Source organism: Ruegeria sp. I1 (assembly GCF_056532675.1).
In genome coordinates, this window is record NZ_JBQFNM010000012.1 from 26,701 (window position 1) to 51,620 (window position 24,920).

Genomic DNA, 24,920 nt, shown 5'->3' on the forward strand with positions numbered 1-24,920 from the left:
GGGACTGGTCAGGCCGGAGCGAGTTCAGCTATCTTGCCGGTTCACGCTCATGATCAACACCTGAGAAACATCCGACCCCAAATCCTTGCGCGCAACCTCAAGCAGCGCTTTGCGCAAAACGGTCAGATTGTCAGACTCTGTGAATATCCCGTCAAAGCCACCGGTATTGGCGTGATCAAAAAGCACCTGCAAAAACCTGTCCCTCAGCTTGGGTTCGATGGCATAGAAGGTCTCTGTGATGGCCGGATCAGCCTCAATGCTGAGAGACATCGTTACCATCGCCGTGATCTGATCATCCTTGACCACAGGAACAACAAACTGTTTGGGCAGCTTTAGATACTCAAAACCACCCGGTTCACCATCCTTCGACGGTTTTTTCGACGCTTCTTTCTTATCGTTTTTGTCTGCCTTGTGGCCTTTATCTGGCTTTTCCTTAGCCTCTTTATCCTCGGAAACCGCCTCGGGTGCTTTTTCAGGCATCAAGAACACGCCGGCGCCAATTCCGGCGCCCAGACCCAGGACAAGAAACACGACTGGAAGCAAGATCTTCATCATCTGCGATCCTCAGAAGGGCAAGAGCGAGTCGAGCACTTGCTGACCCAGGCGCGGTTGTTGAACATCGGTGATCTGGCCACGCCCACCGTAAGACACGCGCGCGGACGCGATTTTGTCATAGGTGATCTCATTCTTGCGCGAGATATCTTGGGGGCGGACATAGCCGGCCACCAAAAGCTCTCGCAATTCAAAGTTGACGCGCAATTCCTGCGATCCCGATATCGACAAAACACCGTTTGGCAACACATCCAGCACGGTCGCGGCGACCCGCAAGGTCAGCTTCTCGTTTCGCCGGACCGATCCGCGGCCGGAACTGGCGGAATCGGATTCAATCCCAACCGCGTCTTCCAACGTTACCCCTTCGGGCAAGTGGTCTTCTGCGCGCTGAGGCAGGCCGAACAGGTTAGGAACCTCAAGGGATTCCGAACCCGAACGCGAGCGGCTGGTATTGTTCGAGAATTCCGCCTCTTCGTCCAGCTCAATGACGACCGTCAGAATATCACCTTTCTTGATCGCCCTTTGATCACCCAGAAGGGATTGCTGACCACCACTCCAGAGCGACGACCTATCCACCGCGCGCTGGGTTTGAGTGTGCAAAGGCAATCCAGGCCACAGCATCGCCACCTGCTCGGGTGAGTCGTCTTTGGGTGTAAAGCTGGGCGGTTTGCCCAAGTGATCAAAACGGCTACAGGCCGAAAGCGCGAAAATCGTCAGCAGAAGGGGTTTAGACAGTCCAGACATTACTTCACCTCGATTTGACCATCGGGCCGGATCAGACCAGTGACCGTTGTGCGGGACGACAGGTTCATGACCCGGATACGCTCACCCACGGCGCCGCGCCCAAGGGCCCGCCCCTCAGTGCTGATCGACAGGGGTTGCCGATTAAAGACCAAGACCACCAGATCATTCCGATCCACGATGGCCGGTGGGCCGACATCTGCTGCGCGCACCGGTCGGCCCGGATACAGGGCGACCCGTGCTTCAAACCCGATCAGCTCCGCAGGGTCGCTTACAGCGCCGGGCATGTCAGTGTGTTTCAACTCCAGATCGGCGGCCGAGATGATCTCTTTCGCGCGTATTGTGCGGGTCGGAACCACGATATCCGCAAGTGCAGTTATCGGCGCCGCGATCAGGAAGATCAGACCAAGACCCCTCATCAGCGCACCTGTGTTGTGGCGCTCATCATCTGATCGACGGCGGTGATGACCTTGGCGTTCATCTCATATCCGCGTTGCGCTTCGATCAGTTCAGTGACCTCACGCACAGCATCGACCGAGCTGTCTTCCAGATAACCCTGTCGCAAGGTCCCAAGCCCATCCTCGCCAGGCACACCCTGGATTGGTGCGCCCGAGGCTTCGGTTTCCTTGAACAGGTTGCTTCCGATTGCCTCAAGACCTTTGGCATTGGAGAAACTGGCGAGTGAAAACTCGCCCAGCAGCTGCCCTTCGGGCGTGTCGTCGAAATAGGCGTAGACTTCACCAGATACGTTGATCGAGATCGACCGTGCGTCATCAGGAATCGTGATCTCAGGCGCCACGGCAAACCCGTCCGAGGTAACAATCAACCCTTCTGCGGATCGCTTCAGGCTGCCATCGCGCGTGAAAGCGGACTGCCCATTCGGCAAAGCCACCTCCAGATAACCGCGCCCTTCGATGGCGACGTCCAGATCGCTGCCTGTGGCCGAAATCGCACCTTGTGCCAATTGCACCGTGACGGCAGCAGGTCGGACGCCCAGACCCAACTGAATGCCAGTCGGCAGAACCGTTCCGTCCGAAGCATTGACCGCGCCGGCACGCGCCATCTGCTGATAGTGCAAATCGGCAAATTCTGCGCGGCGGGCGTTGTAACCGGTGGTGTTCATGTTGGCGAGGTTGTTCGAGATCGTTTCTACCCGCATCTGCTGCGCCGTCATGCCTGTGGCTGCGATTTTCAAAGCACGCATATCAATTTCTCCTTGTTCAGGTCAGCGCATCAGCGCGTCGAGGGCCCCGCGCACGCGCGCATCCTCGGTTTCCAGAAAGCTTTGACCCAGCTCATAGGCTCGCTGAATCTCGATCATGCGCGTGACTTGTTCGATCGCATTCACGTTGGACCCTTCCAGAAAGCGATGCAGGACAACGGGCTCATCGACGGGGTCGACATCGCCCTGAGGCCGAAAACGCGTGTTGCCCTCACGAACCAAAGTCTCGGGATCAGCCACCCGATAGATACCGATCTGCCCCAGCAACTGCCCGTTCACGCTGAGTGTTCCATCTGCGCCGACATCGATGCTCGCCGCATCCGGGGGAATGAAAACTGGTGATCCATTGCTGTCCAGCACGGCCGAGCCATCCGCGGCCACCAGATCACCCTGCGCATTTGGTGTGAAACTGCCCGCCCGCGTCAGGCGATTGCCGTCGGGCGTTTCGAGCAAAAAGAACCCCTCACCCTCGATGGCGAAGTCAAACTGCCCTCCGGTCTCAGTCAACACCCCCTGTTGCAGAGAGGTATTGCGCGCCTCGGCCCGGCTCATGGACAGGGACGGCGTATTGGGCATGTCACGAATGAATTCCGAGAACACCAACCCCTGCTCACGATAGCCGGTGGTATTGGCGTTGGCGATGTTGTTCGCCACCAGCCGCATTTCGTTCATCAACCCGGATTGACGGGATAAGGTGACATAGGCGGTATCCATCAGCGACCTCCGGCGATCAGCGGCACCAGGGTGCCTGTAAAAAAGGTGACAAGCGTTTGGGTCATGAAGCCCATGGAAATCCAGAACACGATGACGATTGCGATCAGTTTGGGCACGAAGGTCAGGGTCATTTCCTGGACCGAGGTCAGCGCCTGGAACAGACCAACGACCAACCCCGACACCAACGCCACGGCGAGGATGGGAACCGAGGTGATCACCGCGATCCACAACGCCTGGCGCACGATGTCATAGAACAGACCTTCGCTCAGCATCGCTCAGACCGGCATCCGCAGGATTTCCTGATAGGCCTCGACCACCTTGTTCCGCACGATAACCGCAGTTTCGACGGCCAGTTCGGTCTGGGCCAGCGCCTGCACCAACGCGTGCGGATCCGCCTGCCCGGTCATCGCGGCCTGCGATATCTGCTCGCTCTGTTTCAGCGTCGCCGCAAAGTCTTGAAAAGACGCGCGCATCCCCTGCGCCATAGCGCTGTGGTCAGGGTCGGCCTGCGTGGCGGGGCGTGCGCCGGCATAGCTCTGCGCGGCGGTAAGGGATCGGATATCCATTCTGGCGTTCCTTTATTTCCGGAGTAATTCCATTAGCGACGACGACATTTTGCGCGTCTGGTCGAACATCTTGAGATTGGCCTCGTAACTGCGCTGCGCTTCGCGCGCGTCGGCGATCTCGATCATCAGATCAACATTTGAGCCCAGGTAGTGCCCGCTTTCATCCGCCATCGGATGGCTTGGGTCGTGCACGCGTTGCAGATCGCGACGATCCAATTGCACGCGCCCAGCCTGCACCATGGCTTTGCCGTCCTGCTGCACCGTTTCAAACGGTACCGTCTTGCGCCGGTATCCGGGCGTATCCGCGTTCGAGATATTCTCGGACACGTGACGCAGCCGGGCCGCCTGCGCTCGCAAAGCGCTGGCCGAGGCCGTGAGGGAGTGGGAAAAATCGCTCATCTCACCCTCCGCTTACCCGCGACCCAGACTGGTGCGCAGAACGTTCATCGAGGATTTATAGATGGCCAGCGCCCTGTCATGCTGCCGTTTGACGTCGACGGCTTTCAGCATCTCTTCTTCCAGTGACACACCGTTGCCATTTGGATCACCGCTGGGGTCGGCTGCAAACTCAGCCCAGCTGTGCCCGGTCATGCCGACACCATTCAGATGCCCATGCCGGGTGGCCATCATCTGCGTTTGTGGACCGGTGTTTTCGAAGGCTGATTTAAAGGCCTCAATATCGCGGGGCTGGTACCCCGGTGTATCTGCATTGGCCATGTTGCGCGCGATGACGGCCTGCCGTTGTCCAGCATGGGTTGCCATTGCGTGCGCTGTCTTAAAGACGTTCAGGTCATAGAACATCGGGGCTTCTCCCTCGATCAATTTCAATCAAGGCTTAACCCCGATTCCTTTAGAAACAGTTTTCAGAACTCAGTTGGAGAACCCACGATGTCAGACCTCGACCCGATGCTTCTGAAATGCGAATTTGATCGGATGAATACGGCACGTCATGTCGGACTGGTGTCTGGCGTTGCACAAGGCACCATAGAAATCAGTGGGTTGAACCAAAAAGCGTGCGTCGGGGATTTGCTGACTCTGCACCGCCGCTCCGGGCCCGATCTGACCGGCGAGGTGTTGCATGTGGATACAGACCATATTCACATGATGCCCGGAGGCACAGCCGATGGCGTGAGCCTGGGGGATCGGGTGATTCTAGACCCTTCGCCGGGTTTTGCACCTGGGATGCATTGGCTGGGTCGGGTGATAGACCCGTTCGGCAAACCGCTGGATGGCAAACCGCTTTTGGGTGGTACGCAGGAACGCGACATCATGCATCCTCCGCCACCCGCTGTTGATCGCAAGCCATTGGGGGCCCGGATGGCGACCGGTCTTGCCGCGCTCAACACCATGCTTCCCATCGTCCGCGGGCAGCGCATTGGTCTGTTCGCGGGCTCTGGCGTTGGGAAATCGACCCTGCTGGCCACGCTGGCGCAATCAATGCAGGCCGATGCGGTCGTTGTAGCCCTGGTGGGTGAGCGCGGGCGCGAGGTGAATGAGTTTGTCACCCATGCCCTTGGCCCTGAGGCAATGAAACGGTCGGTTGTGATCGCAGCCACGTCAGATCAATCAGCCTTGGCGCGACGGAGGTGCGCCTGGTCGGCCATGTCGGTGGCCGAATATCTGCGTGATCAGGGGTTGAGCGTTCTGTTTCTGGCCGATTCGGTCACCCGCTTTGCCGAGGCGCATCGTGAGATTGCCGTTGCGATGGGGGAAGCCCCTTCGCTGCGTGGTTTCCCTCCTTCGGTCACGCCCCTGATCTCAAAGCTCTGCGAACGCGCCGGGCCCGGCACGCCTGAACAAGGCGACATCACCGCCGTCTTCAGCGTTCTCGTCGCCGGATCAGATATGGACGAACCCGTCGCCGACATTCTGCGCGGGGTGCTGGACGGGCATATCGTGCTCAGCCGTGAGATCGCCGAACGTGGTCGCTTTCCCGCGATTGATCTCAGCCGGTCAGTGTCTCGATCCCTTCCAGCGGCAGCGACCGAGGCCGAGAATCAGATGATCACCGAAACCCGCAAGCTGATCGGCAGCTACGAACAATCCGAAGTGATGATCAAAGCAGGGCTATATACCGAAGGCGCCGACCCAATACTGGATCAGGCCGTCAAAGTGCATCAGGAGTTGGATGACTTCCTGGGGAAAGCCGATCCTGAAGGGATCGAAAACAGCTTCAATCGCCTATCTCTGATTCTGCGCCGCGCCTCAACCAGCTTGCCGATGTAAGGTAAAATCCGAACAGTTTTAAGTATTAAACGGGCCTTAAGACCTGCGCTGCTAAACCTTTATCCGGGTGATAAAAAAGGTGGTGGAGATGGGTGCGCAGACCAATGCGGCGCCAATCATCATCAAGAAGAAGCGTGTGTCGGGTGGCGATGGCCATCACGGTGGCGCGTGGAAGGTCGCGTATGCGGACTTCGTCACGGCCATGATGGCCTTCTTCATGTTGATGTGGCTGCTGAACGCAACGACCGAAACACAACGCAAGGGGCTGGCGGATTACTTCTCGCCTGCAATCCCGATCAGCCCCGATTCAGGCGGGGGTGACGGGGCGTTTGGCGGCAACAGTGTATTTTCAGAAGAAACCCTGGTCATGGATGGCAAAGGGGCCACCGCCCGGTTCCCGACCGATGCCCGCAAGGCGCGCGGGACCACTGGTTTAGACGCCGATGGCAAGGGGGCCAAACAGGATTTCTCGACGCTAGAGGCGCAGCTCTTGGGTCGCACGGGCGAAAGCGTGGTGTCGGACAAGCTGCTGAAACACATCGTCACGCGTGTGACGGATCAGGGCCTGATCGTCGAGCTGTTCGATACCGAAGATCAGCCCTTGTTCGAATCGGGTACCAACAAGCCCACACCGGTGATGCGGGCGCTGGCCTTGCTAATCGCACGCGCATCCGATCTGGTCACCAACCCCATTGCGGTAGAAGGCCACGTCAGCGCCTCTCCGGTGGTTCTGGCCCATGACCCAGCCTGGGATGTGTCGACATCGCGCGCCCAGTCCATGCGCCAAATGCTGCAGGATAAGGGCGTTTCGCCACCCCGGCTGGATCGGGTGACGGGCCATGCCGACCGCAAATTGCACAGCGATGACCCGATGGCCCCTCGTAACAACAGGATCGAGGTGATTTTTCTGCGTGACCCCTAAAGGATAGAACGCATTTTACCTGTTAGCGCGCTGTTAAGGGGCAGTGCATTAGCTGTTGCATCACTGATTGACGCAACAGAAGGGCGTGCCGATGACAATTTCCTCTTCGCTAAATGCCGGTGTCGCCGCGCTGAAGGCAAATGCCAACAGGCTGGCGACGATTTCCGACAACATCGCGAACTCGTCGACCTTCGGCTATAAACGGGTCGAGACGGATTTTCATTCCATGGTCACCTCGGGCCAGGGCGGCAGCTATTCCGCCGGCGGGGTCAGGACCACCAGCCAACGTATGATCGACCAGCGCGGTTCACTGGTAACAACGAACAACTCAACCGATTTGGCAGTACGTGGCCGTGGGATGTTGCCGGTACGCTCTAGCTCGCAAATCGTGGGCGGCTCGAATGAGATGCTGCTGACCACGACTGGCTCGTTTCGCACCAATGACCAAGGCTATCTGGTCACCGAATCCGGGCTGGTTCTGCTGGGGTGGCGCGCAAACTCCGACGGTACAATTCCCCCGGTTCCACGCGATACGCCCGCCGCGTTAGAACCCGTCCAGCTAAGCGTCAATCAACTGTCAGGCGCACCAACAACGCAAATGAACCTGAGGATGAACCTACCCGCGACGGCCACTGACGCTGGCGCACCCGGCGACACGCAGCCTCTATCGGTCGAATACTTCGATAATCTGGGCAAATCCGAGAGTATTGATATCGAACTGGTTCCAACTGTCCCGGCGACAGGCTCCAGCAACGAATGGACAATGATCTTGCGCGACTCGGCATCGGGCGGCGCCGTGATCGGGGAATATACACTCACCTTTACCGACAGTCGCACCGCCGGTGGGACATTGGCAAGTGTGACGACCGTTTCGGGTGGGGCTTACGATCCAGCCACCGGCAGTGTTGTCGTCAGTGTGGCGGGCGGCCCGATGGAGGTAAACATCGGCCTGATCGGCGACGCGGATGGCATCACGCAATTGTCCGACACTTTCGCCCCGGTTTCCATCACGCGCGATGGTGCTGCGGTCGGCACCATGACCAGCGTTCAGGTGGACGAAAACGGTTATGTATATGCACTTTATGATACCGGCGTCAGCCGCCGTATGTTCCAGATCCCGCTGGCGGATGTCCCCAATCCCAACGGCCTTACAGCACTGGACAGTCAGACCTACGCGCCCTCACGCGATAGCGGGACCTTCTTCCTGTGGAATGCAGGTGAGGGCCCAACTGGCTCGCTGATCTCATTCGCGCGCGAGGAATCAACAACCGATGTCGCGACCGAGCTGACATCGCTGATCCAAACCCAGCGCGCCTATTCCTCGAACGCGACGGTGATCCAGACCGTGGATGAGATGTTGCAGGAAACAACGAACCTCAAACGATAAACCGAGTTTCGGACATAGATAAGGAGCAGCGCCATGAACATGTCGACAGCTTTACATAACGCTTTGGGCGGTCTGACGGCGGCCAGCCGCGGCGCTGCCGTCGTGTCCGGCAACGTCGCCAATGCGCTCACGCCCGGTTACGCGCGCCGGTCACTGGAACTGACCACCAGCCCAATCTCGGGCAATGGAGTGCGCACTGTCGGCGTGATCCGTCATCAAGACCCGGTCCTGGTTGCCAATCGGCGCGCCACCGACGCGGATCTGGCGCAGCAATCTTCTTTGTCGGCGTTTCAGTCGCAATTCGCAAACCTTATCGGTCCCGCGGATGGTGCAACGTCACTGGCCGCGCGACTTGCGGCCTTTGATGGCAGCCTGATCACGGCATCCAGCCTGCCGGATTCAGCGCAACGGCTCGATCAGGCCGCCCGCGCCGGTCGGTATCTGGCCAATGAGCTGAATGCAGCATCCGAAGGGGTCCGTCAGGCGCGCTCGGATGCAGATCGGCGGATCGGGGCACAGGTGGAAAGCCTGAACCAGATGCTGAAGGATATCGAAGACCTCAACGCAAAGATCCCCGCCATTCGCAATTCAGGCGGCGATATCGGGGCCTTACAGGATCAGCGTCAGATCCTGATTGATCAGGTGAACACGCTGATCCCGGTCAATGTAATCCCGCGCGATAACGATCAGGTTTCGCTCTATTCCGATGCCGGCCTGATCCTGCTCGAAGGCAAAGCATCAGAGTTTGCCTTCACCACCACCGGCGAAACAAAACCCCATATGACAGTCGGCAATGGGCTGTTGTCGGGCCTGGAAATGAACGGAGACCCTATTCGTACCGGCGGCGATACAGCACAAATACGGGGCGGGGCGTTAGCCGCTGAATTTACCATCCGGGATGAACTGGCGGTTGAAGCCCAGCTGCAATTGGATACGGTCGCGCGGGATCTTATCGAACGCTTTGAAACGCCAGGTCTCGACCCAACAGCAGCCGCAACGGATCCGGGGCTGTTCACCGATGATGGCAGCCGGTTCGATCCTGCCATGGTCACCGGGCTGGCCGCACGCCTGTCGCTGAATACGATCGTTGACCCGGATGCCGGAGGCGACAGTTGGCGACTACGCGCTGGCCTTGGCGCAGCCACGCCGGGAGACCCAGGCGATTCAACACAGCTGCAAGCTTTTGGCGCAATCCTGAACGACGCAAGACCTGTTCCAGGTTCCCTGTTTGGCACCGGCAACCTGCGCGCAGCCGAAGTGACTGAGGCGTTGCTGTCTGACGCAGGCGCGCAGGCACACCGGGCCGAACAGCGCAAGACCTTCGCAACCGGTGCGCAGCAGCAGATGGCCCAGATCGAAGCTGAACAAGGCGTGGATACGGATCAGGAACTGCAGCGTCTGATGCAGATCGAACAGGCCTATTCCGCCAATGCGAGGGTGATGACGGTTGTCGATGAACTTATGGAAACACTGCTGAGGTTGTAAGAATGACACTGACCGCAATTGGTGATCTGGCGCGCGGCATGACGTTGCGCGCGCGCGCTTCTGAGATCAAAGCCCAGATCGAAACACTGTCTTATGAGATGTCGAGCGGTAAGGTTCAGGATGTCTCGGGGCATCTTGGCGGCGATCTTTCGCATCTTCTGGATCTCGATCGCAATCTTGCCCGACTGGACGCCTACAAGATCGCAACGTCCGAGGCCGGATTGTTCACCGATGTGATGCAGCAAAGCCTGACCACCTTTGACGAATCTTTGGGTGAGATGTCGGCCAGCTTGCTGGCCTTCGGCACCGCAAATCAGACCGTGACGCACGAACAGGCCTCGGTTCAGGCGCGGAATGAGCTGGACACGATGATCTCGGCCCTGAACACACGGGTCGGCGGGCGCAGCCTGTATTCTGGCGTGGCAACCGATGTCTCTCCGTTGGCCTCGGCCGAAACCCTTTTGACGGCGCTTGAAACCGAGCTTGCTGGCCTAACCACGATGACCGACATCCGCACGGCAGCCGAGGATTGGTTCAACGATCCGACCGGTTTTGACGCGGTGATCTACCAAGGTTCAGATACACCTTTGGCGCCGATGCAAATCTCCGAAAATGAGCGGATTTCCATCCCAATCACGGCGACCGATCCGGCCTTCAAGTCGGCACTACGCGACACGGCCTTGGCCGCGTTAGCATCGGAAGACGCGCTGGCATGGTCCCCAACGCTGCGAACAAGCCTGTTCACACAGCTGGGTGTCGATCTGGCCAACGCAAAAGATGAAATGGTCAAGCTAAGGGCCGAGGTCGGCGCGGCCGAGGCCCGAGTCGAACAAGCCGCTACCCGAAACGCGGCATCGCGCGTGGGTTTTGAATACAGCCGGAATTCTCTGATCGCAGCCGACCCGTATCAAACGGCAGCACAGCTGCAGACCGTGCAGTTTCAACTGGAGAGCCTTTATTCGGTCACGGTGCGCAATGCCAACCTGTCGCTGGTGAATTTCCTGAGATGAGAGTTCTTGCTTTCCTCTTGATCCTTCTTCTTCCCGGTCTTGCCTCAGCGGGTGCAATTCGGCTGAAAGACCTTGTGGATTTCGACGGTGTCCGCGGCAACGATCTGGTTGGATATGGTTTGGTCGTTGGCCTGAATGGTACGGGCGACGGCCTGCGCAATTCACCGTTCACCGAAGAGATCATGTCAAACATCCTTGAACGTTTGGGTGTAAACGTTACTGGCGAAGATTTCCGGCCCAAAAACGTTGCGGCCGTTCTGGTGACAGCCAGCTTGCCCCCATTCGCGCGCGTTGGCGGCCAGATTGACGTAACCGTTTCTGCGATCGGCGATTCCGGCAGCCTGCTTGGTGGGACCCTTATTATGACCCCATTAAATGCGGCGGATGGTCAGATTTACGCTGTGGCGCAAGGCACGGTTTTGGCAGGTGGGGCGGTTGCCGAAGGCGAGGCCGCCTCGGTCGTACAAGGTGTTCCAACCTCTGGCGTGATCCCCTCGGGCGCGCGGGTCGAACGAGAAATTGACTTCGACCTTTCGGCCCTTACGCAAATGCGTCTTGCCTTGCGTGAGCCGGACTTCACCACCGCCGGGCGGATCGAAACTGCGATCAATACAGAGTTCAACCGCGCGGTGGCCATAATGCGGGATTCCGGTACGGTAGAGCTGAATATTGCGGCCACGCAATCGGTATCAACCGCCCATGCGATTGGGCGGATTGAAAACATCCTTGTTGAACCGGAAGCCAAAGCACGCGTGGTGGTTGATCAAAGATCGGGTACTATCGTCATAGGGCAGGAAGTCCGTATCTCACGGGTCGCGGTTTCACAAGGAAACCTGACCCTAACCGTGGAAGAGGCGCCGATTGCCGTTCAACCCAACCCGTTTGCCCGAGGTGAGACCGTCGTGGTGCCTCGCACCGTCGCCGGGATCGAGGAAGAAGAAGGCACAGGCTTGGCTGAAATCCCCGAGGCCACGACCTTGTCCGAGGTTGTCGCCGGGCTGAACGCGCTCGGCGTGTCGCCCCGCGATATGATCGACATCCTGAAGACGATCAAAGCCGCCGGCGCGCTTCACGCAGAGTTCATTGTACGCTGATAACGGCCACGCCTTACTTAGTTTTCCAGCTGTCCAACCAGCGGCGGAATCCCTTCTGCCGCTCCTCAATCGCATCACCCGCCGCATAAAGACTATCCTCGACACCATCGAGCATCGGATCGATGCGGCGCTGCCGGAACCTGCGCCAGCGCACCCAGATCGCCCAGATAATGGCAAAGAAAACGGTCAGGAAGATGATATTGAACCATGGGATTAGGCGTACATCCGGGCCATCAACATGTTTCAGAGAAACCGCATTGGGAAAAATCGACATAAATTCGTTGCGCCAGCCATAATGAGTCACCGCAACCCAGTCAGGGTCATCCTTATCCGAAATCGCATCATTGGCCTCTGTGTAAAGGTTAGCAGTATCGAACTTAAAATAAGGCGGCCAACCCCAGCTAGTGTCTTCGTTTCTGTAAACGATCGGCTTGCCATTTGCGCGCACCGCCTGGATGAACTGAACATCGCGGTTCGACAGGCTGGTCGATTGATCATCCGGCTCGGACCAGAAGATCCGGGTCCAGTCGTTCAGATCTTGCCGCTCTTCGTAAGTGTTCACGATCCGCACGATATCGCGCTGTGGCAGGGAGTACTGCAGAACGACCGCAATCGTGCCCCAGAAGATGATGATCAATGCCCATTTCAAATAGGCCATGCCAGAACCCTCACATATAATTCACAATATAGATCAACGCGCCAATCGCCACCCACGGCACGATATAGACACCCAAGATCAGTTTGCGTCGGAACGAGTTGTCATACACGTGCAGACCGCGTTCGACAAAGGCTTGCTTGTTGCCTTGCTTGCCCTTCTCATCCCACCAGGTTTCCAGCTTGCGGCGGCGTGCGCTGCGTGAGTAGAGAGACAGTGCAAAATAGGCAACCGTCTGGATCACCAGCAAGATCAGAAACAGGCGCATCGCTCCGAACATCTTACTCTTTCCTTATCGAGCCCCAAGGCCCAACCCGCGCTATCACATCCTCGCTGACCCGATCCTCACCGGACATATCTGGTTCGTGGCCGAACAGAGCTGTGCGAGCGCCGGCTTTGTCCACCTGATACTCGTGCTCAAGGAAATCAGCAACATAGGCTTTCTTGGGTTCCGACCAGCCCGAGTAGGTTTTGTAGAACAGTTCTTTGTGACAGATGAACATCTGGCGCGGGTCCAGCGGGGCTAGCTCGGCCAGTAGCATGTTGACCAGATCGCGCTGTGACGTATCCGCCGCGCGTAATGTGTAGAAATAGGCCGGATGGTCCGAGGTGATCCGCGGCCAGGGTCCTCCATCAGTGGCCCAGCGCAACAGCTGGGCCAAACCGTGATAGGCATCGGGCAAACGGTCCGCATGGGTGCGCGCCAGACGCCGCATATCGCTGCGATCCAACCCCGTCAGATCAACATCGGCATCTGCTGCCGCTGCAACGGTCAGGAAATCCATCTTTTGTTGAAGGATCGCCGCCGCGTCCACTCCGCGCGCCTTCACGATGGGTTCGACCAGATCGTTATAGTCGAGGAATTTGGCAATCTGATTTCGTTGAGACGGGTCAAACGTGTATTTGATCGGCAGATCATCGGGCTTTTCGCCCATGCAAATCGCCGCCGGGTGATCCATGTCTGGGAACAGGTACAACCCGCCGAAATGCGCCGTCCAGAAATTGCGCTGTTCAAACACAGTGTGGCGCAGGCGGACCGGGTTGCGGGTGACGTCGCCGGTTTCTTTTGCCGTTTCGATCATCTTTGCGATCAGCACGTCGTCGAACCATGCATCCTCGGCGGTTTTGAACTGTTCAACCATGCCCGCCAGTTGCTCGGCCTTGCGCAGGGTACCGCCTGCGGTATCGGCCTCAATCTCGATCTTGCGCAGGTTCAGCAGGTCGCGCGGGGTGGTGAGCTTGAAGACCGAGTTCACCAGTTCTCCGGCCACCGCATCGGTGGCGGTCAGCGCAAACAGCTGCGCCTCGTTCATCTCGATAAACTCGCGCAGAATATCGCGCGAGGTTGAGAATTTGACGTTCAGCAAAGGCGCGCGTTTCTGCTCGGTCGTCAGCAGGATGAACTGCCGGTTGACCCCGTTGGGATTGAGGTAGAGCTCATCCTCAAGCTCAATCCCCACCTCCGGCGAATAGCCCGAGATATCGACATGGAAATCCGTCAGCGCCGTAGTCTTGCCCGCCAGATGCTGCAGCGCGCGGTTATACCGCTCGACCAGAGCCGGGCTGGAGATGTGGACGAGGTTGCCAAACATCAGGCCTTTTTTGATGAGGCGGATCATTCGGTGGCCTCACTTCTTAAAAAGATAGGGATCTTTCTTCCCTTGACCTCACCAACTAGTTCTGGATCCAACCAAAGTAACTTCTGGCGAGCTGTCCTGTCCGGTAAGCGATCCAACACTAGGGCGGTTGCTATCAGTTCATAGGCTTTGTTGGCCCATTTGGTCGCCGCCAGATTCCAGTCCAACCAGTCTTTCAAAAGCTGGTTTTTTTCTTCTCTAGACTTAAGCGAGGCTCCAGCGCGATTGAACCGACCGACGAACATTACTTCTTCTCCAAAAGGATACCAAGAATTTCCGTCTTTCTCATGTAGGTAAAACTTACAGTTGGCGTTGTCGGGGATGTGGGCAAGGTTCTTTTTTGCGGCCTTGAAAGAGTAATGGTTTGTGGCCTCATGCCTAATTGCTCGAGCAACTTCGTAACCGGGCTGCTCCTTTATGTCAGAAAAGGCTTCGAAGGATTCTTTGGCCAAACGAATTACGTTGTCGTTTTTTGTTCCTTTCGAGATCGCGAGATCAGAAATGGTCTCATAAAACTCGAACAATTTTGCCGACCAGTACCTAAGCATCACCATAATTTGGAGCGAAATCGCAGAGTCCACGATTTCATCTCCAGTCGTTTTGTGAGTGGAGAAAAGATATAATCTGCTGATCGAATTAGACTCCGAGGCGGCATAACTTGCCAAAGCGAACAATGCCTTTTCATCAACCGAAAGTGCCTCAAGGTCTTTCAGATAAATTGGGAGTTCAACGATTTTCTCAATTGCCTTCATTGAGTGAACCTATCCCTTCCCCTCCAGATACCGCCGCTTGGCCTCTTCCATCCGGCCCATCTCACGCACTGCGTTCTCGATGGCGACCTCGTCGCTCTTGTCGGCATAGCGGAACTCGCTGTCGGCGTAGCGGTTGATCTCTTGGATCACCATGTCCACCGTGATCGGCTGGCGCAGGTCCTCGATCATCGCCTTTTTGGTGTCGTAGTCGCGGAACAGGAACAGGTCGGGGTTTTCCATCCACTCGTCGGGCAGTTCGAAATCCATCGCGCGGACCTTGACTGCGTCAGTGATGTTCTTGATCGCGCGGCCGGTGAACCGCTCATCCGCCTGTTGGATCGCCTTGAGGTATGTGCCCAGCTTGGCGATCGTGTCCATCTGGCCGATCTCGCCAGAGACCCGGTCATAGACCTGCAGCAAAGCGTCCTCATGCGGGCGGGAATGGCTTTCGAAGCTGGCGGCGACGGCCTTCTTGATCTCCTGCGCAGCATAGGCGTCGTGTTCGCCCAGCGGGATGTCGTGGTTGCGGCCCATCAGCAGATGCAGGATGTCGATATAGTCCTCGCGCGTTTGCGGCCCGTCCACCAAGAACCGCGCGCCTGCCCGCTGGCGCAGGGCGTCGTCCACATTCTCGGGGTAGTTCGAAAACATGCCAAAGGTGCAGTTGCCGCGCACAACGGTGTTGGCCCCCGCAAAGCTCTCCATCAGCACCGCGGTGATTTCCAGTTGCCCGGCCGAGGACTGCCGATCGCCGCGCTTGCCCGCCAGCTGGTCGATATCGTCGATGGTGCCGAACCCGATGACCGAGGGGTCGATGATCGTGTTAATAAACGCCTTGGCGTTCTGGCCGGATTTGCCCTGATAGCTGTCGATATTGTCGGTGCTCAGGTTCTGGTAGCGGAACGGATAGCCTGCGTTCTGGCAATAATCGTTGATCAGCCCGGCCATCATCTGGATCAGTGTGGTTTTGCCGGTACCCGGTTTGCCGTCACCCATGAAGGTAAAGATGAACCCGCCGAGTTCCGCGAACGGGTTCAGACGGCGGTCAAAGTCATAGGCCATCACCATCTTGGCCAGCTTCATTGCCTGATACTTGGCGATATGGTTGCCGACCACCTCGTTCGGTTTCTTGAACGTCATGGTCAAGGTGGAGGATTTGGCCTTGGAGGCCGGCTCAAACCCCCGGATCGTGAGATCATCGGCCTCTATATGCCAGGCGGAGTTTTGGAACGAGGCAAGATGGCCAGCGGATTGCGCACGCAGGGCAACCTTGTCCATCAACTGCTCGGCATAGGCACTGATGGTGGCGATCAAATGCGCGTCGTCGGGGGCGTGTTTGGCCAGCACCTGATCCAGCTCCCACAAGGCACCGTGCAGGGCAAGCTGGCCATTGTCGGTCAGAACCTCTTCGATCTCACCAAGGTCAACCGTGTTTTCGCCCAGATGAGACGACATCAGATAAGCCAGCGCATTGCCCAGCACATGAGATGTGATCAAAGCCTCAGCCGTCAGCAATTCCGAAAACTCGGTCTTTCGCGCAACAGGCAAATCCCCCGCCAGATTGGCCCGCTTCAAATCGGCCAACGGAGTCTGTTCGGCATATGCCTCGGCCACGGCCAGTGCGATTGCAATAGCGCGCCGAATGGCTTGCTGCGCTGTGGCCTGAGGGGGCGAGACCAGCGTATCACCATGATCCGAGGCCTCGATCCGCTCAACCAGATGCACCCCATCCGCCCGTACCGTGCGCCGCGTCACCAAACCGGGCGTGGTCGATCGAAACCGCCGCCCCGTCGATACACCCGAGGACCGCTCAACTGCCACTTCAACAGCTTTGGCAATACGCGGCGCATGTTCGAACCCGTTCAACAAGGCCGTCGCCGCAGGGTAATGCTTGCGAATATCGTCTTCGCGCAATTCCATCTGATCTGACGTCAAACTCATCTCAAAAACCGCCCATTCTTCTTCTGTTCAAAAATACCTCCGCCGGAGGCAAAAATTCTAATAGCGCAACACCTGCCCGGCCTTGCTGACCACGAATTTGCGCACATCGGCAAAGCCCCGCGGGTTGCGCTCGGCCAGAACCTGAAACGGACGTTGAGGCAGAATGATCGAGCGCTGCATGCGCGTCGCTCCGGTCTCAGCCCCTTGCCCGCCAAACGGGTCCAGCGCAAACACCTCACGCTCGACGGTCGAGAACCACCCGGCGCGTTCCTCGATCACCTCTTCGCTCTCCAGCTCCTCAGTCGTCCAGGCCAGCGCCCAGTCCTGCCCCTGAGGCGCCTGCGCGTCCTCTAGCACTTGTCGCAAGGGGCCGGACTGCTCGGTAAAGGCCGATGAATACATCGGCCCCACATGAATGCGGCGTAGGTGCTTGGGGTGCAGGTCGTCGAAATCCTGATCGAAGCCCTTTGCGATGGTCACCAGTTTCAGCCCGCCCAAGGATTGCGCCATCAGATGCGCCTGCACCTCGGGCCAGCGGCGCTGGTCCTTGGGCAGAGCTGTTTTGCCGCTGTCTTCCAACTGCATCAGGTAGATAACCGGCAGGTTGATCTGGCTGTCATAGACCGCCCAGTGGATCATGAATTTGCGCCGCTCGCCTTCGTTTCCGATCCAGTGGCATTCGGGATCGTTGCGGGCCCAGAAAAGCTGTCCTTTCAGCAATTCCTCGTAATAGAGCCTTTGGGACAGCGCAAATTGCAGCTTGGTCGGGATTTCCTGATCGCCAATGATGGTGCGCACCATGTCGGTTTTCAGGTCGTCTTCCGAGGGCATATTCGCCAGATGCACCTGCGCCTGCTGCGCGTCGTTGGCCATGGTCAGCAACTCGGCCGCCACCGGAAACCCGCTGTCGCGCTTGTCCATCGCAAGGCTGCCAAAGAACCGCCCGGTATCGCGACCGACCAGCAGGTATTTCATGGATAGCGCGCGGAAGGTGTAGAGCAGCCCCGAGAGGTAGCGCGACACGATCCGCACCTCTTGCTTGCTGATCGCGCCCTCCGCCTCCATCGTCGCGGCCACACGCAGGAGGTGGACGGTGATCACCTCGAATTTGCGGAAATAGCGCCGCGAGGCGAAGGTGTCGGTCAGGCCAACATGGTCTTGGGTCGGGTTATTCCCATTCATCTATTTAAGTCTCGATCAATGCCGTTTTCATCGACGTGAAAGAACCATCGATTGAAACGTGCGCTAGACGTATCCCTGAACGCTCCTTGTGGCGTCAATCCCATCCGGTCGAGCCACGGCGCACCGGCATTGTTTAGCCAAACCACGCGCAGCACCCAACGTGCAAACACTGCCCACAACAAAAATACTCCAACATGCTGCAAATCCAAAAGTTCGCCGGTCATTTCCAGCGTGTCGGCGGGGCCGTGTCTTGGTTGAATGAAGCCCGTCCAAACAGCCGTGAACCAAACAAATGCAACCGCTAACGCGATCAGCTGCTGAGTTCTAAAACGCACTTAACCCCCATACAAATTCTTATCATGCTTCTCGACAATCGAGGCGAACCGGCGGGCAAAGCGTTCATCCGCCTTGGCCTTTTTCTCCAACACGTCGCGGGCAAAGACCATGTGGTCCTCATGCGCCTCAAGCATGTCGGCCATTTTCTGATTGGTGGCGGTGCCGATGGCGGCCATGGCGGTTTGCGCCTCCTGGTCGGTCTGCACGCCGATCTCGTTTATGCGGTGGGCGACGTCCTGCTGCTGTGCGGTTTTCAGCGATTTGGTCAGAGCGTCATACAGCACCACGCGCTGCTGCGTGTCTGTCTGCAGCTTGTTGATCAGCACCATCTGCGTCGCCGCCTGATTTTGCAGTGAATCGACCCAGGTCTTGCCCTTTTCGATATAGCGCTCCAGCGTCTGTGACTTGGCCAGCTTGACCTGCTCTTCCTGAACCTTGGCGTTGTATTGCTTGTTCAGCTCGGCCAGCTCGGTTTCCAGCTGGGTGCGCGCGGCGGCATCCTGTTCGACGCTGATCTTGTTCTCCAAGGTGATGATCGCTGGGTCCATACCCTGAATTTCAGCGCGCAGGGCCTCAAGCTCGGCCACAGTCGCCTCGCGGTCGTCCAGCGTGACGGTCAGGTTGTCCTCGACCTTGACTCGCTGGTCTTCCAAGACGGACAGTTGCCCTTCCAGAAGTTTGACGATCACGTCGGATTTGGCGATCAGGTCCTGAAGCTTATCATCGATATTGGCCGTGCGCATCCGCTCTTGCCGCATCGACTCGGATTTACCCTTCGAGAAGACACCGACAAACGACTCCCACCCGGTTTTCGAACGCATCTCGTCGAAATCCTTTGAGAACGCGCTGGTCACATCGTCCAGACCCATGATCAGCTCAGCGATATTGGCGTTCATCACCTCGGTATGGGCATGCACGTCTTCAAGCGTGGCGTTTTCGATGTCGATATCCGCCTCGGCCGTGCCGATCTTGGCGCGGGCCGCTTCGATCCGTGACGTCAGATTCTGGATCTGCGACTGGCTTTCGCGCACTTTGCTTTGCGTTTCTTCAATCAGCGCTTCAAATTGCTGGTTCGACATCTCTGCTGTCCCTTTTTTATCTAATTACCCAATAAGATAGGGAATGTTACGATCATTTACATCCCTTTGGGTCCAAATTTCCACCAGACTTTGGCAAACTCGCACCGAAAAAGATAGGTCCGAGGCCACCGGGCAGCGACAGTAATTTGATCAAATCTGGATTGATCCGATGGCTATAGTGGACATAGACAATCCTAACCTCACCTGATTGAGTGCGCGCAACACTAGAACTGCCGGAGGCTGACCCATGCTGGACGCAACAACCGATCTGAAATCCATTCTGAAAAACCCTGACCTGTTGGTGACCAAGGCCTATATCGGCGGGCAATGGATCGATGGGGACGATGGCACCTTTGCCGTCACCAACCCTGCGCGCGGCGATGTGGTCGCTGAGGTTGCAGATGTTAGCCGCGCTCAGGTTGCCGGGGCGATTGCGCAGGCGGAGGCCGCGCAAAAGGAATGGGCCAAGCTGACCGGCAAGGAACGCGCCGTGATCCTGCGACGCTGGTTCGATCTGATGATGGCAAACGCCGAGGATCTGGGCAAGATCTTGACCGCCGAACAGGGCAAGCCGCTGGCTGAGGCCGTCGGTGAGATCGCATATGGCGCGTCTTTCATCGAGTTTTTCGGCGAAGAAGCCAAGCGGGTCTATGGTGAGACCATTCCAGGCCATCAGCGCGACAAGCGGATCATGGTGCTGAAACAGCCCATTGGTGTGGCTGCGTCGATCACGCCTTGGAACTTCCCGAATGCAATGATCACCCGCAAGGCAGGCCCAGCTTTGGCTGCAGGTTGCGCATTTGTCGCGCGTCCGGCGGCGGAAACGCCCCTATCGGCGTTGGTTCTGGCATTGCTGGCCGAACAGGCCGGCATACCGGCAGGCGTGTTCAATGTCGTGCCATCCTCCAGCGCCAGCGAGGTCGGTAAGGAGTTCTGCGAAAACCCCGGCGTGCGCAAGCTGACCTTTACCGGCTCGACCGAAGTGGGGCGCATCCTGCTAAGGCAAGCGGCAGATCAGGTGATGAAATGCTCGATGGAACTGGGCGGTAATGCGCCGTTCATCGTGTTCGACGATGCCGATCTGGATGCCGCTGTCGAAGGCGCGATGATGTGCAAATTCCGTAACAATGGCCAGACCTGCGTTTGCGCCAACCGCATCTATGTGCAGGCCGGTGTTTACGACGAATTCGCAGCCAAGCTGAAAGCGGCTACCGAGGCGCTGAAAGTTGGCGACGGTCTGACCGAAGGCACCACAACCGGCCCGCTGATTAACGCCGAAGCCGTCGCCAAGGTCGAAGAGCATATCAAGGATGTCACCGACAAGGGCGGCGCAGTTTTGACCGGCGGTTTGCCCCATGATCTGGGTGGCACCTTCTTCCAGCCGACCATTGTGACCGGTGTGACTCAGGACATGATGGTGGCGCAGGACGAAACCTTTGGCCCACTGGCCCCGCTGTTCAAGTTCGAGGATGAAGACGACGTGATCGCCATGGCCAATGACACGATCTTTGGTCTGGCCTCGTATTTCTATGCCAAGGACCTGAGCCGCGTCTACAAAGTGGCAGAGGCGCTGGAGTACGGCATCGTGGGCGTGAACACCGGCATCATCTCGACCGAGCTGGGGCCGTTCGGCGGCGTCAAACAATCCGGCTTGGGCCGCGAAGGCAGCCATCACGGCATGGAAGACTATCTGGAAATGAAATACGTCTGCCTATCGGTTTGACCTGATCTGGCTCCGGCGCACCGCGCCGGGGCCGCATGGTTTGTCACAAAACTGCAAACAAACCGTCACATCCCTGCAATGACCTAAGGTCATCCCCATTTCATCCAAGTGAGAGGGGATACCTACCGATGTCATTGCGCTTTGTCTGCCTGACATCTGCCCTTGCCCTGACCGCCGGTCAGGCCATGGCAGAAATGAATTTCAACCGAATTGCATCTTTCCCGGTCGTCAAGAACATGGCCGAAGGCGCGGATACCACCCGCGAAACCTCGCCCGAGATCATTGCGGCCACCGCAGATGGGATGACGCTGGTTTATACCGACAGCCCGCTAGGCGTGATCGGTATGGTCGATATCACCGACCCGGCAAAGCCCACACCGCTGGGCGCGATGGAGATGGGTGGCGAGCCGACCTCGGTAGGGATTGTTGGTACAACGGCCTTTGTGGGCGTGAACACGTCGGAAAACTACACCGCCCCTTCGGGCAAGCTGATCTCGGTCGATATAGCGGGCAAGGTGGAAACCGGCGCCTGTGATCTGGGCGGTCAACCCGACAGTGTCGCCATTTCGCCTGATGCCAGCTTTGTCGCCGTGGCAATCGAGAATGAGCGTGACGAAGACTTGAACGACGGTGTTATCCCGCAGCTGCCCGCCGGTTCGCTGGCACTGGTGCCACTGAAAGACGGCGCGTTGGACTGTTCGGGCATGAAAATGGCCTCGCTGACCGGTCTGGCCGAGGTTGCCCCCACCGACCCAGAGCCCGAGTTTGTCGACATAAACGGCCTTGGTGAAACTGTCATCACCCTGCAGGAAAACAACCACATCGCGGTTGTCGATAAGGATGGCAATGTGATCAGCCATTTCTCGGCAGGCGCGGTTGATCTAGAGGGCATCGACGCCACCGACGAACGCGGCGCGCTGATCTTCACCGAAAGCCAGCCCGGTCGCCTGCGCGAGCCCGACGCTGTGAAATGGATCGATGACAACCACTTCGCCACCGCCAATGAAGGCGACTACGAGGGCGGTTCGCGCGGCTGGACGATCTTCCATAAGAACGGCACCGTTGTTTATGAGAACGGCACCGATTTCGAGAAAGCCATCATCCAGATCGGCCACTACCCCGACAAACGCTCGGATAGCAAAGGTGTTGAGCCAGAAAGCGTGACAGCAGCGACCTTCGGCGGTACGCCGATGATCTTTGTGGGCGCTGAGCGCGCTTCGGTCGTGGGGGTTTATGACGCTACCGATCCGGCCAACCCGGTTCTGAAACAGTTGCTGCCCTCAGGCGTTGGGCCGGAAGGTTATGTGGCAATCCCCGATCGCAATCTGCTGGTGTCGGCCAATGAAAAAGACCTGATCGAAGATGGCGGCCCGCGCGCGCATGTCTCGATCTTTGAATACCAAGACGCCCCCGCCAACTATCCGCATTTGACCTCCGCCGGTGCAGATGAGCTGATTGGTTGGGGAGCTCTGTCCGGTCTGGTGGCGGATGAAGACGGCATGATCTATGCGGTCAACGACAGCTTCTACAGCTTCCAGCCGTCGATCTTCAAGATCGACCCCAGCCAGACCCCGGCGCGCATTGTCGATGTGATCCGCATCCACCGTCAGGATGGCAACCCGGCGCAGAAACTGGACCTGGAAGGCATCACTCTGGATGGCAAGGGCGGTTTCTATGTCGCCTCCGAAGGCCGCACCGACCGCGTCATCCCGCACGCGATCTACCACGTTTCAGCCGATGGTCTGATCAAGGACCGCAAGGGTGAGATCGGTCTGCCGCCAGAATTGATGGCCGTCGAAAAGCGTTTCGGCTTCGAGGGCATCACCAAGGTGGGCGATACCCTGTGGATGGCCGTTCAGCGCGAATGGAAAGACGACCCGGAAAACCACGTTAAGCTGGTTGCCTTTAATCTGGACACCAAGGAATGGGGTGCAGTGCACTATCCAAAGGCAGATCCAGAAACAGGCTGGGTTGGTCTGTCGGAAATCGTGGCCTATGGCGATCATGTCTATGTCATCGAGCGCGACAACCAGCATGACCACCGCGCCGTGACCAAAAAGGTCTATCGCATCCCGCTGTCGGAAATGACCCCAGCCCCGCTAGGCGGTGAACTGCCTGTTGTCAGCAAGCAAGAGGTCCGCGACCTGCTGCCCGACCTGACATCAACCGGCGGTTATGTTCTGGATAAAATCGAAGGTCTGGCCATCCTGCCCTCGGGAGAAGCGTTCGTGATGACCGACAATGACGGCGTCGACGATGCCTCGGGCGAGACGATGTTCTGGTCGATCGGGTCGGTTTCGGCAGGGAATTGACTTGCTTTCAAAACATTGAAAGACCCCGCACCAAACTGTGCGGGGTCAGTTTATTCATGGCGTCGGCTTAGTGCGTAGAACAGCTGATGAACGAAACGATACTGGGGTGCCGATAGCGTAGCCTACTAAGTGGCAAGACTTACCCAGCTCGTGTTTCGCTGATTTGACTCGACGCACGCGTCGATAAATCGAAGACCATGTATTCCGTCGTCTATTCCGGGTAACGAAACGTCGAGTTTTCCTCCCCGGATAAGCTTTGCTGCATCGCCATAAATGTTTGCAAAACCTTCCAAATATCCTTCCGGATGCCCGGGCGGTGTCCGGGTCTCGTTCGCCGAACGCTGGGCAACGCCAGTGCGGCTTGATCCTGGTCGTGCGCGGCGATTTATCGCTTTTTGGGTCTCTCTCTCAAATAACCTTAGATAGCTGGGTCAACCAATGACCCAGCCACCTTGGATTTGGACATCTAATTGCGTTGGACTGCGTTGTTTAGGCGCCTTGGAGGTTCGAAAGAGATAGAGCGCTTTGTCGCTATGACCTATCCCAGTTCGAGCAGCTTAAAACGTTGCTGCATCGGCAGTATTACGACCGATTGGGGGTTTGGTGGGATTATCTTGCCATTGCTTGAATTTAAGTACGCCCCCTACGGCTTTTCCAAACGCATCAATGTACTGACCTCCAGACATGTCTTGAACCTTTTGTTCAGCGTTCTGTTCGATGGATCCATCCACAGTCCCAACACGCGCGTTGGCATCAATAGGTCCGGTATCATTAGCCGTGTGAGCAGATTGAAAATGTGCTTCACCACCCAGGTAATAGTCACCGCTGGCCTTCTGTGACACAGACGATTTCTCAACCTTGTCGAAAACTGGACCTTCCGAACTCTGCGTGGCCTCAGGCTGAGAAAGATCAGTGTTCGGAGCGACACCTTTGCCGGGAACAGCCTGGAACTCCTGCCGGGTGCCCATATCTTGCGTCGCATCTAACGGAGAGAGATTGGCAATGAGGTTCACGACTTTCCCAACGACAGTTGTAGTCGTATCCGCGCCTTGGCCTGCCGTGTCCCGGGCCGCTTCCGACTGGCTGATCTGAGCGCCATGATGAACATGACCACCAGAGTGATGACCCGGTCTCGCCATGGCAGATCCTGCGGTCAGAGCGATTATCAATGCTGGCGCGACAATGAGTTTCTTAATTGCGTTGAAGTGTTCCATTTTTTCCTCCTTACCTTGCGGTTACATCTCCAACCTAAGAACAAGACAGCTTTTGTTATTGTGAGGGGAGCTCAGTTTTTTGGTAATTTCCGTCAAATTGCCAAGCTGTTGTTCAACTGCGTGACGCGGTGCTTCAATTTTCTGTCTCTGACAGCAAGTAAACGATTGCC

General features: G+C 57.5%; 26 protein-coding genes. 8 read left to right on the plus strand and 18 right to left on the minus strand.

The features are described from left to right. Window positions 1–24 precede the first annotated feature (24 nt). Genes ACR0DH_RS18660 through ACR0DH_RS18700 form a run of 9 tightly spaced genes read right to left on the minus strand, consistent with a single transcriptional unit; the run spans window position 25 to window position 4,596 of the window. Window positions 25–555 carry a flagellar basal body-associated FliL family protein gene (locus ACR0DH_RS18660; protein WP_480551475.1) on the minus strand — a complete coding sequence of 177 codons (531 nt, stop codon included), beginning with the start codon at window positions 553–555 and terminating at the stop codon, window positions 25–27. Window positions 556–564: 9 nt separating this feature from the next. Beyond that, window positions 565–1,296 (minus strand): flagellar basal body L-ring protein FlgH, encoded by a 732-nt coding sequence (flgH, locus tag ACR0DH_RS18665; protein WP_480545199.1) that lies wholly within the window; start codon window positions 1,294–1,296, stop codon window positions 565–567. After that, window positions 1,296–1,712, minus strand: a complete 417-nt coding sequence (flgA, locus tag ACR0DH_RS18670) for a flagellar basal body P-ring formation chaperone FlgA (protein ID WP_480545200.1) — start codon at window positions 1,710–1,712, stop codon at window positions 1,296–1,298. The genes flgH and flgA overlap by 1 nt, the downstream gene beginning before the upstream one ends. Beyond that, the gene (gene flgG / locus ACR0DH_RS18675) at window positions 1,712–2,497 is read right to left on the minus strand and encodes a flagellar basal-body rod protein FlgG (RefSeq protein WP_480545201.1); all 786 of its coding nucleotides are present in this window, start codon (window positions 2,495–2,497) and stop codon (window positions 1,712–1,714) included. Before flgG ends, flgA begins: the two co-directional genes overlap by 1 nt. Window positions 2,498–2,518: 21 nt before the next feature. Then, the gene (locus ACR0DH_RS18680) at window positions 2,519–3,229 is read right to left on the minus strand and encodes a flagellar hook-basal body complex protein (RefSeq protein WP_480551474.1); all 711 of its coding nucleotides are present in this window, start codon (window positions 3,227–3,229) and stop codon (window positions 2,519–2,521) included. Next, window positions 3,229–3,501 (minus strand): flagellar biosynthetic protein FliQ, encoded by a 273-nt coding sequence (locus ACR0DH_RS18685; protein WP_480551472.1) that lies wholly within the window; start codon window positions 3,499–3,501, stop codon window positions 3,229–3,231. Before ACR0DH_RS18685 ends, ACR0DH_RS18680 begins: the two co-directional genes overlap by 1 nt. Window positions 3,502–3,504: 3 nt before the next feature. Then, window positions 3,505–3,795 (minus strand): flagellar hook-basal body complex protein FliE, encoded by a 291-nt coding sequence (gene fliE, locus ACR0DH_RS18690; RefSeq protein WP_480551471.1) that lies wholly within the window; start codon window positions 3,793–3,795, stop codon window positions 3,505–3,507. A gap of 12 nt (window positions 3,796–3,807) precedes the next feature. After that, a complete protein-coding gene (gene flgC / locus ACR0DH_RS18695; RefSeq protein WP_170537180.1) occupies window positions 3,808–4,194 on the minus strand; it encodes a flagellar basal body rod protein FlgC in 387 nt (128 codons plus the stop codon). A 12-nt stretch (window positions 4,195–4,206) separates the two neighbouring features. Further along, window positions 4,207–4,596: a FlgB family protein gene (locus ACR0DH_RS18700; protein ID WP_480551469.1), complete on the minus strand. Its 390-nt coding sequence runs from the start codon at window positions 4,594–4,596 to the stop codon at window positions 4,207–4,209. An 87-nt stretch (window positions 4,597–4,683) separates the two neighbouring features. Between ACR0DH_RS18700 and ACR0DH_RS18705 the strand changes: the two genes are divergently transcribed. The 6 genes from ACR0DH_RS18705 to ACR0DH_RS18730 all read left to right on the plus strand — a co-directional run bounded on the left by ACR0DH_RS18705 (window position 4,684) and on the right by ACR0DH_RS18730 (window position 11,919). After that, window positions 4,684–6,021, plus strand: a complete 1,338-nt coding sequence (locus ACR0DH_RS18705) for a FliI/YscN family ATPase (protein WP_480551467.1) — start codon at window positions 4,684–4,686, stop codon at window positions 6,019–6,021. Between the two features lie 88 nt (window positions 6,022–6,109). Further along, window positions 6,110–6,943, plus strand: coding sequence for a flagellar motor protein MotB (locus tag ACR0DH_RS18710; RefSeq protein ID WP_353012684.1), 834 nt, complete (start codon window positions 6,110–6,112; stop codon window positions 6,941–6,943). A 91-nt stretch (window positions 6,944–7,034) separates the two neighbouring features. Beyond that, entirely contained in the window at window positions 7,035–8,330 is a 1,296-nt protein-coding gene (locus ACR0DH_RS18715; RefSeq protein ID WP_480551465.1) for a flagellar hook protein FlgE, read from the plus strand. Between the two features lie 33 nt (window positions 8,331–8,363). Further along, window positions 8,364–9,815, plus strand: a complete 1,452-nt coding sequence (gene flgK / locus ACR0DH_RS18720; protein ID WP_480551463.1) for a flagellar hook-associated protein FlgK — start codon at window positions 8,364–8,366, stop codon at window positions 9,813–9,815. Window positions 9,816–9,817: 2 nt separating this feature from the next. Next, complete coding sequence (locus ACR0DH_RS18725) at window positions 9,818–10,825, plus strand: flagellin (RefSeq protein ID WP_480551461.1); 1,008 nt, start codon at window positions 9,818–9,820, stop codon at window positions 10,823–10,825. Next, window positions 10,822–11,919 (plus strand): flagellar basal body P-ring protein FlgI, encoded by a 1,098-nt coding sequence (locus ACR0DH_RS18730; protein WP_480551459.1) that lies wholly within the window; start codon window positions 10,822–10,824, stop codon window positions 11,917–11,919. Before ACR0DH_RS18725 ends, ACR0DH_RS18730 begins: the two co-directional genes overlap by 4 nt. 13 nt (window positions 11,920–11,932) lie before the next feature. Here ACR0DH_RS18730 and ACR0DH_RS18735 read toward each other — a convergent pair whose 3' ends face one another. The 8 genes from ACR0DH_RS18735 to ACR0DH_RS18770 are packed head-to-tail and all read right to left on the minus strand — an operon-like array spanning window position 11,933 to window position 19,501. Then, window positions 11,933–12,577 carry a DUF1523 family protein gene (locus ACR0DH_RS18735; protein WP_480551457.1) on the minus strand — a complete coding sequence of 215 codons (645 nt, stop codon included), beginning with the start codon at window positions 12,575–12,577 and terminating at the stop codon, window positions 11,933–11,935. Window positions 12,578–12,587: 10 nt separating this feature from the next. Next, a complete protein-coding gene (locus ACR0DH_RS18740; protein WP_480545212.1) occupies window positions 12,588–12,854 on the minus strand; it encodes a hypothetical protein in 267 nt (88 codons plus the stop codon). A gap of 1 nt (window position 12,855) precedes the next feature. Beyond that, the gene (locus ACR0DH_RS18745) at window positions 12,856–14,193 is read right to left on the minus strand and encodes a DUF6638 family protein (RefSeq protein ID WP_480551455.1); all 1,338 of its coding nucleotides are present in this window, start codon (window positions 14,191–14,193) and stop codon (window positions 12,856–12,858) included. Next, entirely contained in the window at window positions 14,190–14,963 is a 774-nt protein-coding gene (locus ACR0DH_RS18750) for a hypothetical protein (RefSeq protein WP_480551453.1), read from the minus strand. Before ACR0DH_RS18750 ends, ACR0DH_RS18745 begins: the two co-directional genes overlap by 4 nt. A 9-nt stretch (window positions 14,964–14,972) precedes the next feature. After that, the gene (locus ACR0DH_RS18755; protein ID WP_480551451.1) at window positions 14,973–16,904 is read right to left on the minus strand and encodes an AAA family ATPase; all 1,932 of its coding nucleotides are present in this window, start codon (window positions 16,902–16,904) and stop codon (window positions 14,973–14,975) included. Window positions 16,905–16,961: 57 nt separating this feature from the next. Further along, on the minus strand, window positions 16,962–18,086 hold the full coding sequence (locus ACR0DH_RS18760; RefSeq protein ID WP_480551449.1) for a hypothetical protein: 1,125 nt from the start codon (window positions 18,084–18,086) through the stop codon (window positions 16,962–16,964). Next, on the minus strand, window positions 18,083–18,421 hold the full coding sequence (locus tag ACR0DH_RS18765; RefSeq protein ID WP_480551448.1) for a hypothetical protein: 339 nt from the start codon (window positions 18,419–18,421) through the stop codon (window positions 18,083–18,085). Before ACR0DH_RS18765 ends, ACR0DH_RS18760 begins: the two co-directional genes overlap by 4 nt. After that, window positions 18,422–19,501, minus strand: a complete 1,080-nt coding sequence (locus tag ACR0DH_RS18770) for a hypothetical protein (protein ID WP_480551446.1) — start codon at window positions 19,499–19,501, stop codon at window positions 18,422–18,424. A gap of 247 nt (window positions 19,502–19,748) precedes the next feature. Here ACR0DH_RS18770 and ACR0DH_RS18775 point away from each other — a divergent pair, with 247 nt between their 5' ends. Further along, complete coding sequence (locus ACR0DH_RS18775) at window positions 19,749–21,224, plus strand: NAD-dependent succinate-semialdehyde dehydrogenase (protein WP_480551444.1); 1,476 nt, start codon at window positions 19,749–19,751, stop codon at window positions 21,222–21,224. Window positions 21,225–21,352: 128 nt separating this feature from the next. Beyond that, entirely contained in the window at window positions 21,353–23,536 is a 2,184-nt protein-coding gene (locus ACR0DH_RS18780) for an esterase-like activity of phytase family protein (RefSeq protein ID WP_480551442.1), read from the plus strand. A gap of 557 nt (window positions 23,537–24,093) precedes the next feature. Here the strand turns inward: ACR0DH_RS18780 and ACR0DH_RS18785 are convergent. Then, window positions 24,094–24,750 (minus strand): hypothetical protein, encoded by a 657-nt coding sequence (locus ACR0DH_RS18785; protein ID WP_480551440.1) that lies wholly within the window; start codon window positions 24,748–24,750, stop codon window positions 24,094–24,096. Window positions 24,751–24,920 lie beyond the last annotated feature (170 nt).

What these genes read in the sequence shown, in the direction of transcription:
- ACR0DH_RS18710 (WP_353012684.1), top strand. Translation starts at nt 6,110, where the DNA reads ATGGGTGCGCAGACCAATGCGGCGCCAATCATCATCAAGAAGAAGCGT.
- ACR0DH_RS18745 (WP_480551455.1), bottom strand. Translation starts at nt 14,193, where the DNA reads ATGATCCGCCTCATCAAAAAAGGCCTGATGTTTGGCAACCTCGTCCAC.
- flgG (WP_480545201.1), bottom strand. Translation starts at nt 2,497, where the DNA reads ATGCGTGCTTTGAAAATCGCAGCCACAGGCATGACGGCGCAGCAGATG.
- ACR0DH_RS18685 (WP_480551472.1), bottom strand. Translation starts at nt 3,501, where the DNA reads ATGCTGAGCGAAGGTCTGTTCTATGACATCGTGCGCCAGGCGTTGTGG.
- ACR0DH_RS18740 (WP_480545212.1), bottom strand. Translation starts at nt 12,854, where the DNA reads ATGTTCGGAGCGATGCGCCTGTTTCTGATCTTGCTGGTGATCCAGACG.
- ACR0DH_RS18780 (WP_480551442.1), top strand. Translation starts at nt 21,353, where the DNA reads ATGTCATTGCGCTTTGTCTGCCTGACATCTGCCCTTGCCCTGACCGCC.
- ACR0DH_RS18660 (WP_480551475.1), bottom strand. Translation starts at nt 555, where the DNA reads ATGATGAAGATCTTGCTTCCAGTCGTGTTTCTTGTCCTGGGTCTGGGC.
- ACR0DH_RS18785 (WP_480551440.1), bottom strand. Translation starts at nt 24,750, where the DNA reads ATGGAACACTTCAACGCAATTAAGAAACTCATTGTCGCGCCAGCATTG.
- ACR0DH_RS18700 (WP_480551469.1), bottom strand. Translation starts at nt 4,596, where the DNA reads ATGTTCTATGACCTGAACGTCTTTAAGACAGCGCACGCAATGGCAACC.
- ACR0DH_RS18750 (WP_480551453.1), bottom strand. Translation starts at nt 14,963, where the DNA reads ATGAAGGCAATTGAGAAAATCGTTGAACTCCCAATTTATCTGAAAGAC.
- flgH (WP_480545199.1), bottom strand. Translation starts at nt 1,296, where the DNA reads ATGTCTGGACTGTCTAAACCCCTTCTGCTGACGATTTTCGCGCTTTCG.
- ACR0DH_RS18760 (WP_480551449.1), bottom strand. Translation starts at nt 18,086, where the DNA reads ATGAATGGGAATAACCCGACCCAAGACCATGTTGGCCTGACCGACACC.
- ACR0DH_RS18735 (WP_480551457.1), bottom strand. Translation starts at nt 12,577, where the DNA reads ATGGCCTATTTGAAATGGGCATTGATCATCATCTTCTGGGGCACGATT.
- ACR0DH_RS18775 (WP_480551444.1), top strand. Translation starts at nt 19,749, where the DNA reads ATGCTGGACGCAACAACCGATCTGAAATCCATTCTGAAAAACCCTGAC.
- ACR0DH_RS18725 (WP_480551461.1), top strand. Translation starts at nt 9,818, where the DNA reads ATGACACTGACCGCAATTGGTGATCTGGCGCGCGGCATGACGTTGCGC.
- ACR0DH_RS18680 (WP_480551474.1), bottom strand. Translation starts at nt 3,229, where the DNA reads ATGGATACCGCCTATGTCACCTTATCCCGTCAATCCGGGTTGATGAAC.
- flgC (WP_170537180.1), bottom strand. Translation starts at nt 4,194, where the DNA reads ATGAGCGATTTTTCCCACTCCCTCACGGCCTCGGCCAGCGCTTTGCGA.
- flgK (WP_480551463.1), top strand. Translation starts at nt 8,364, where the DNA reads ATGAACATGTCGACAGCTTTACATAACGCTTTGGGCGGTCTGACGGCG.
- fliE (WP_480551471.1), bottom strand. Translation starts at nt 3,795, where the DNA reads ATGGATATCCGATCCCTTACCGCCGCGCAGAGCTATGCCGGCGCACGC.
- ACR0DH_RS18730 (WP_480551459.1), top strand. Translation starts at nt 10,822, where the DNA reads ATGAGAGTTCTTGCTTTCCTCTTGATCCTTCTTCTTCCCGGTCTTGCC.
- flgA (WP_480545200.1), bottom strand. Translation starts at nt 1,712, where the DNA reads ATGAGGGGTCTTGGTCTGATCTTCCTGATCGCGGCGCCGATAACTGCA.
- ACR0DH_RS18755 (WP_480551451.1), bottom strand. Translation starts at nt 16,904, where the DNA reads ATGAGTTTGACGTCAGATCAGATGGAATTGCGCGAAGACGATATTCGC.
- ACR0DH_RS18715 (WP_480551465.1), top strand. Translation starts at nt 7,035, where the DNA reads ATGACAATTTCCTCTTCGCTAAATGCCGGTGTCGCCGCGCTGAAGGCA.
- ACR0DH_RS18705 (WP_480551467.1), top strand. Translation starts at nt 4,684, where the DNA reads ATGTCAGACCTCGACCCGATGCTTCTGAAATGCGAATTTGATCGGATG.
- ACR0DH_RS18770 (WP_480551446.1), bottom strand. Translation starts at nt 19,501, where the DNA reads ATGTCGAACCAGCAATTTGAAGCGCTGATTGAAGAAACGCAAAGCAAA.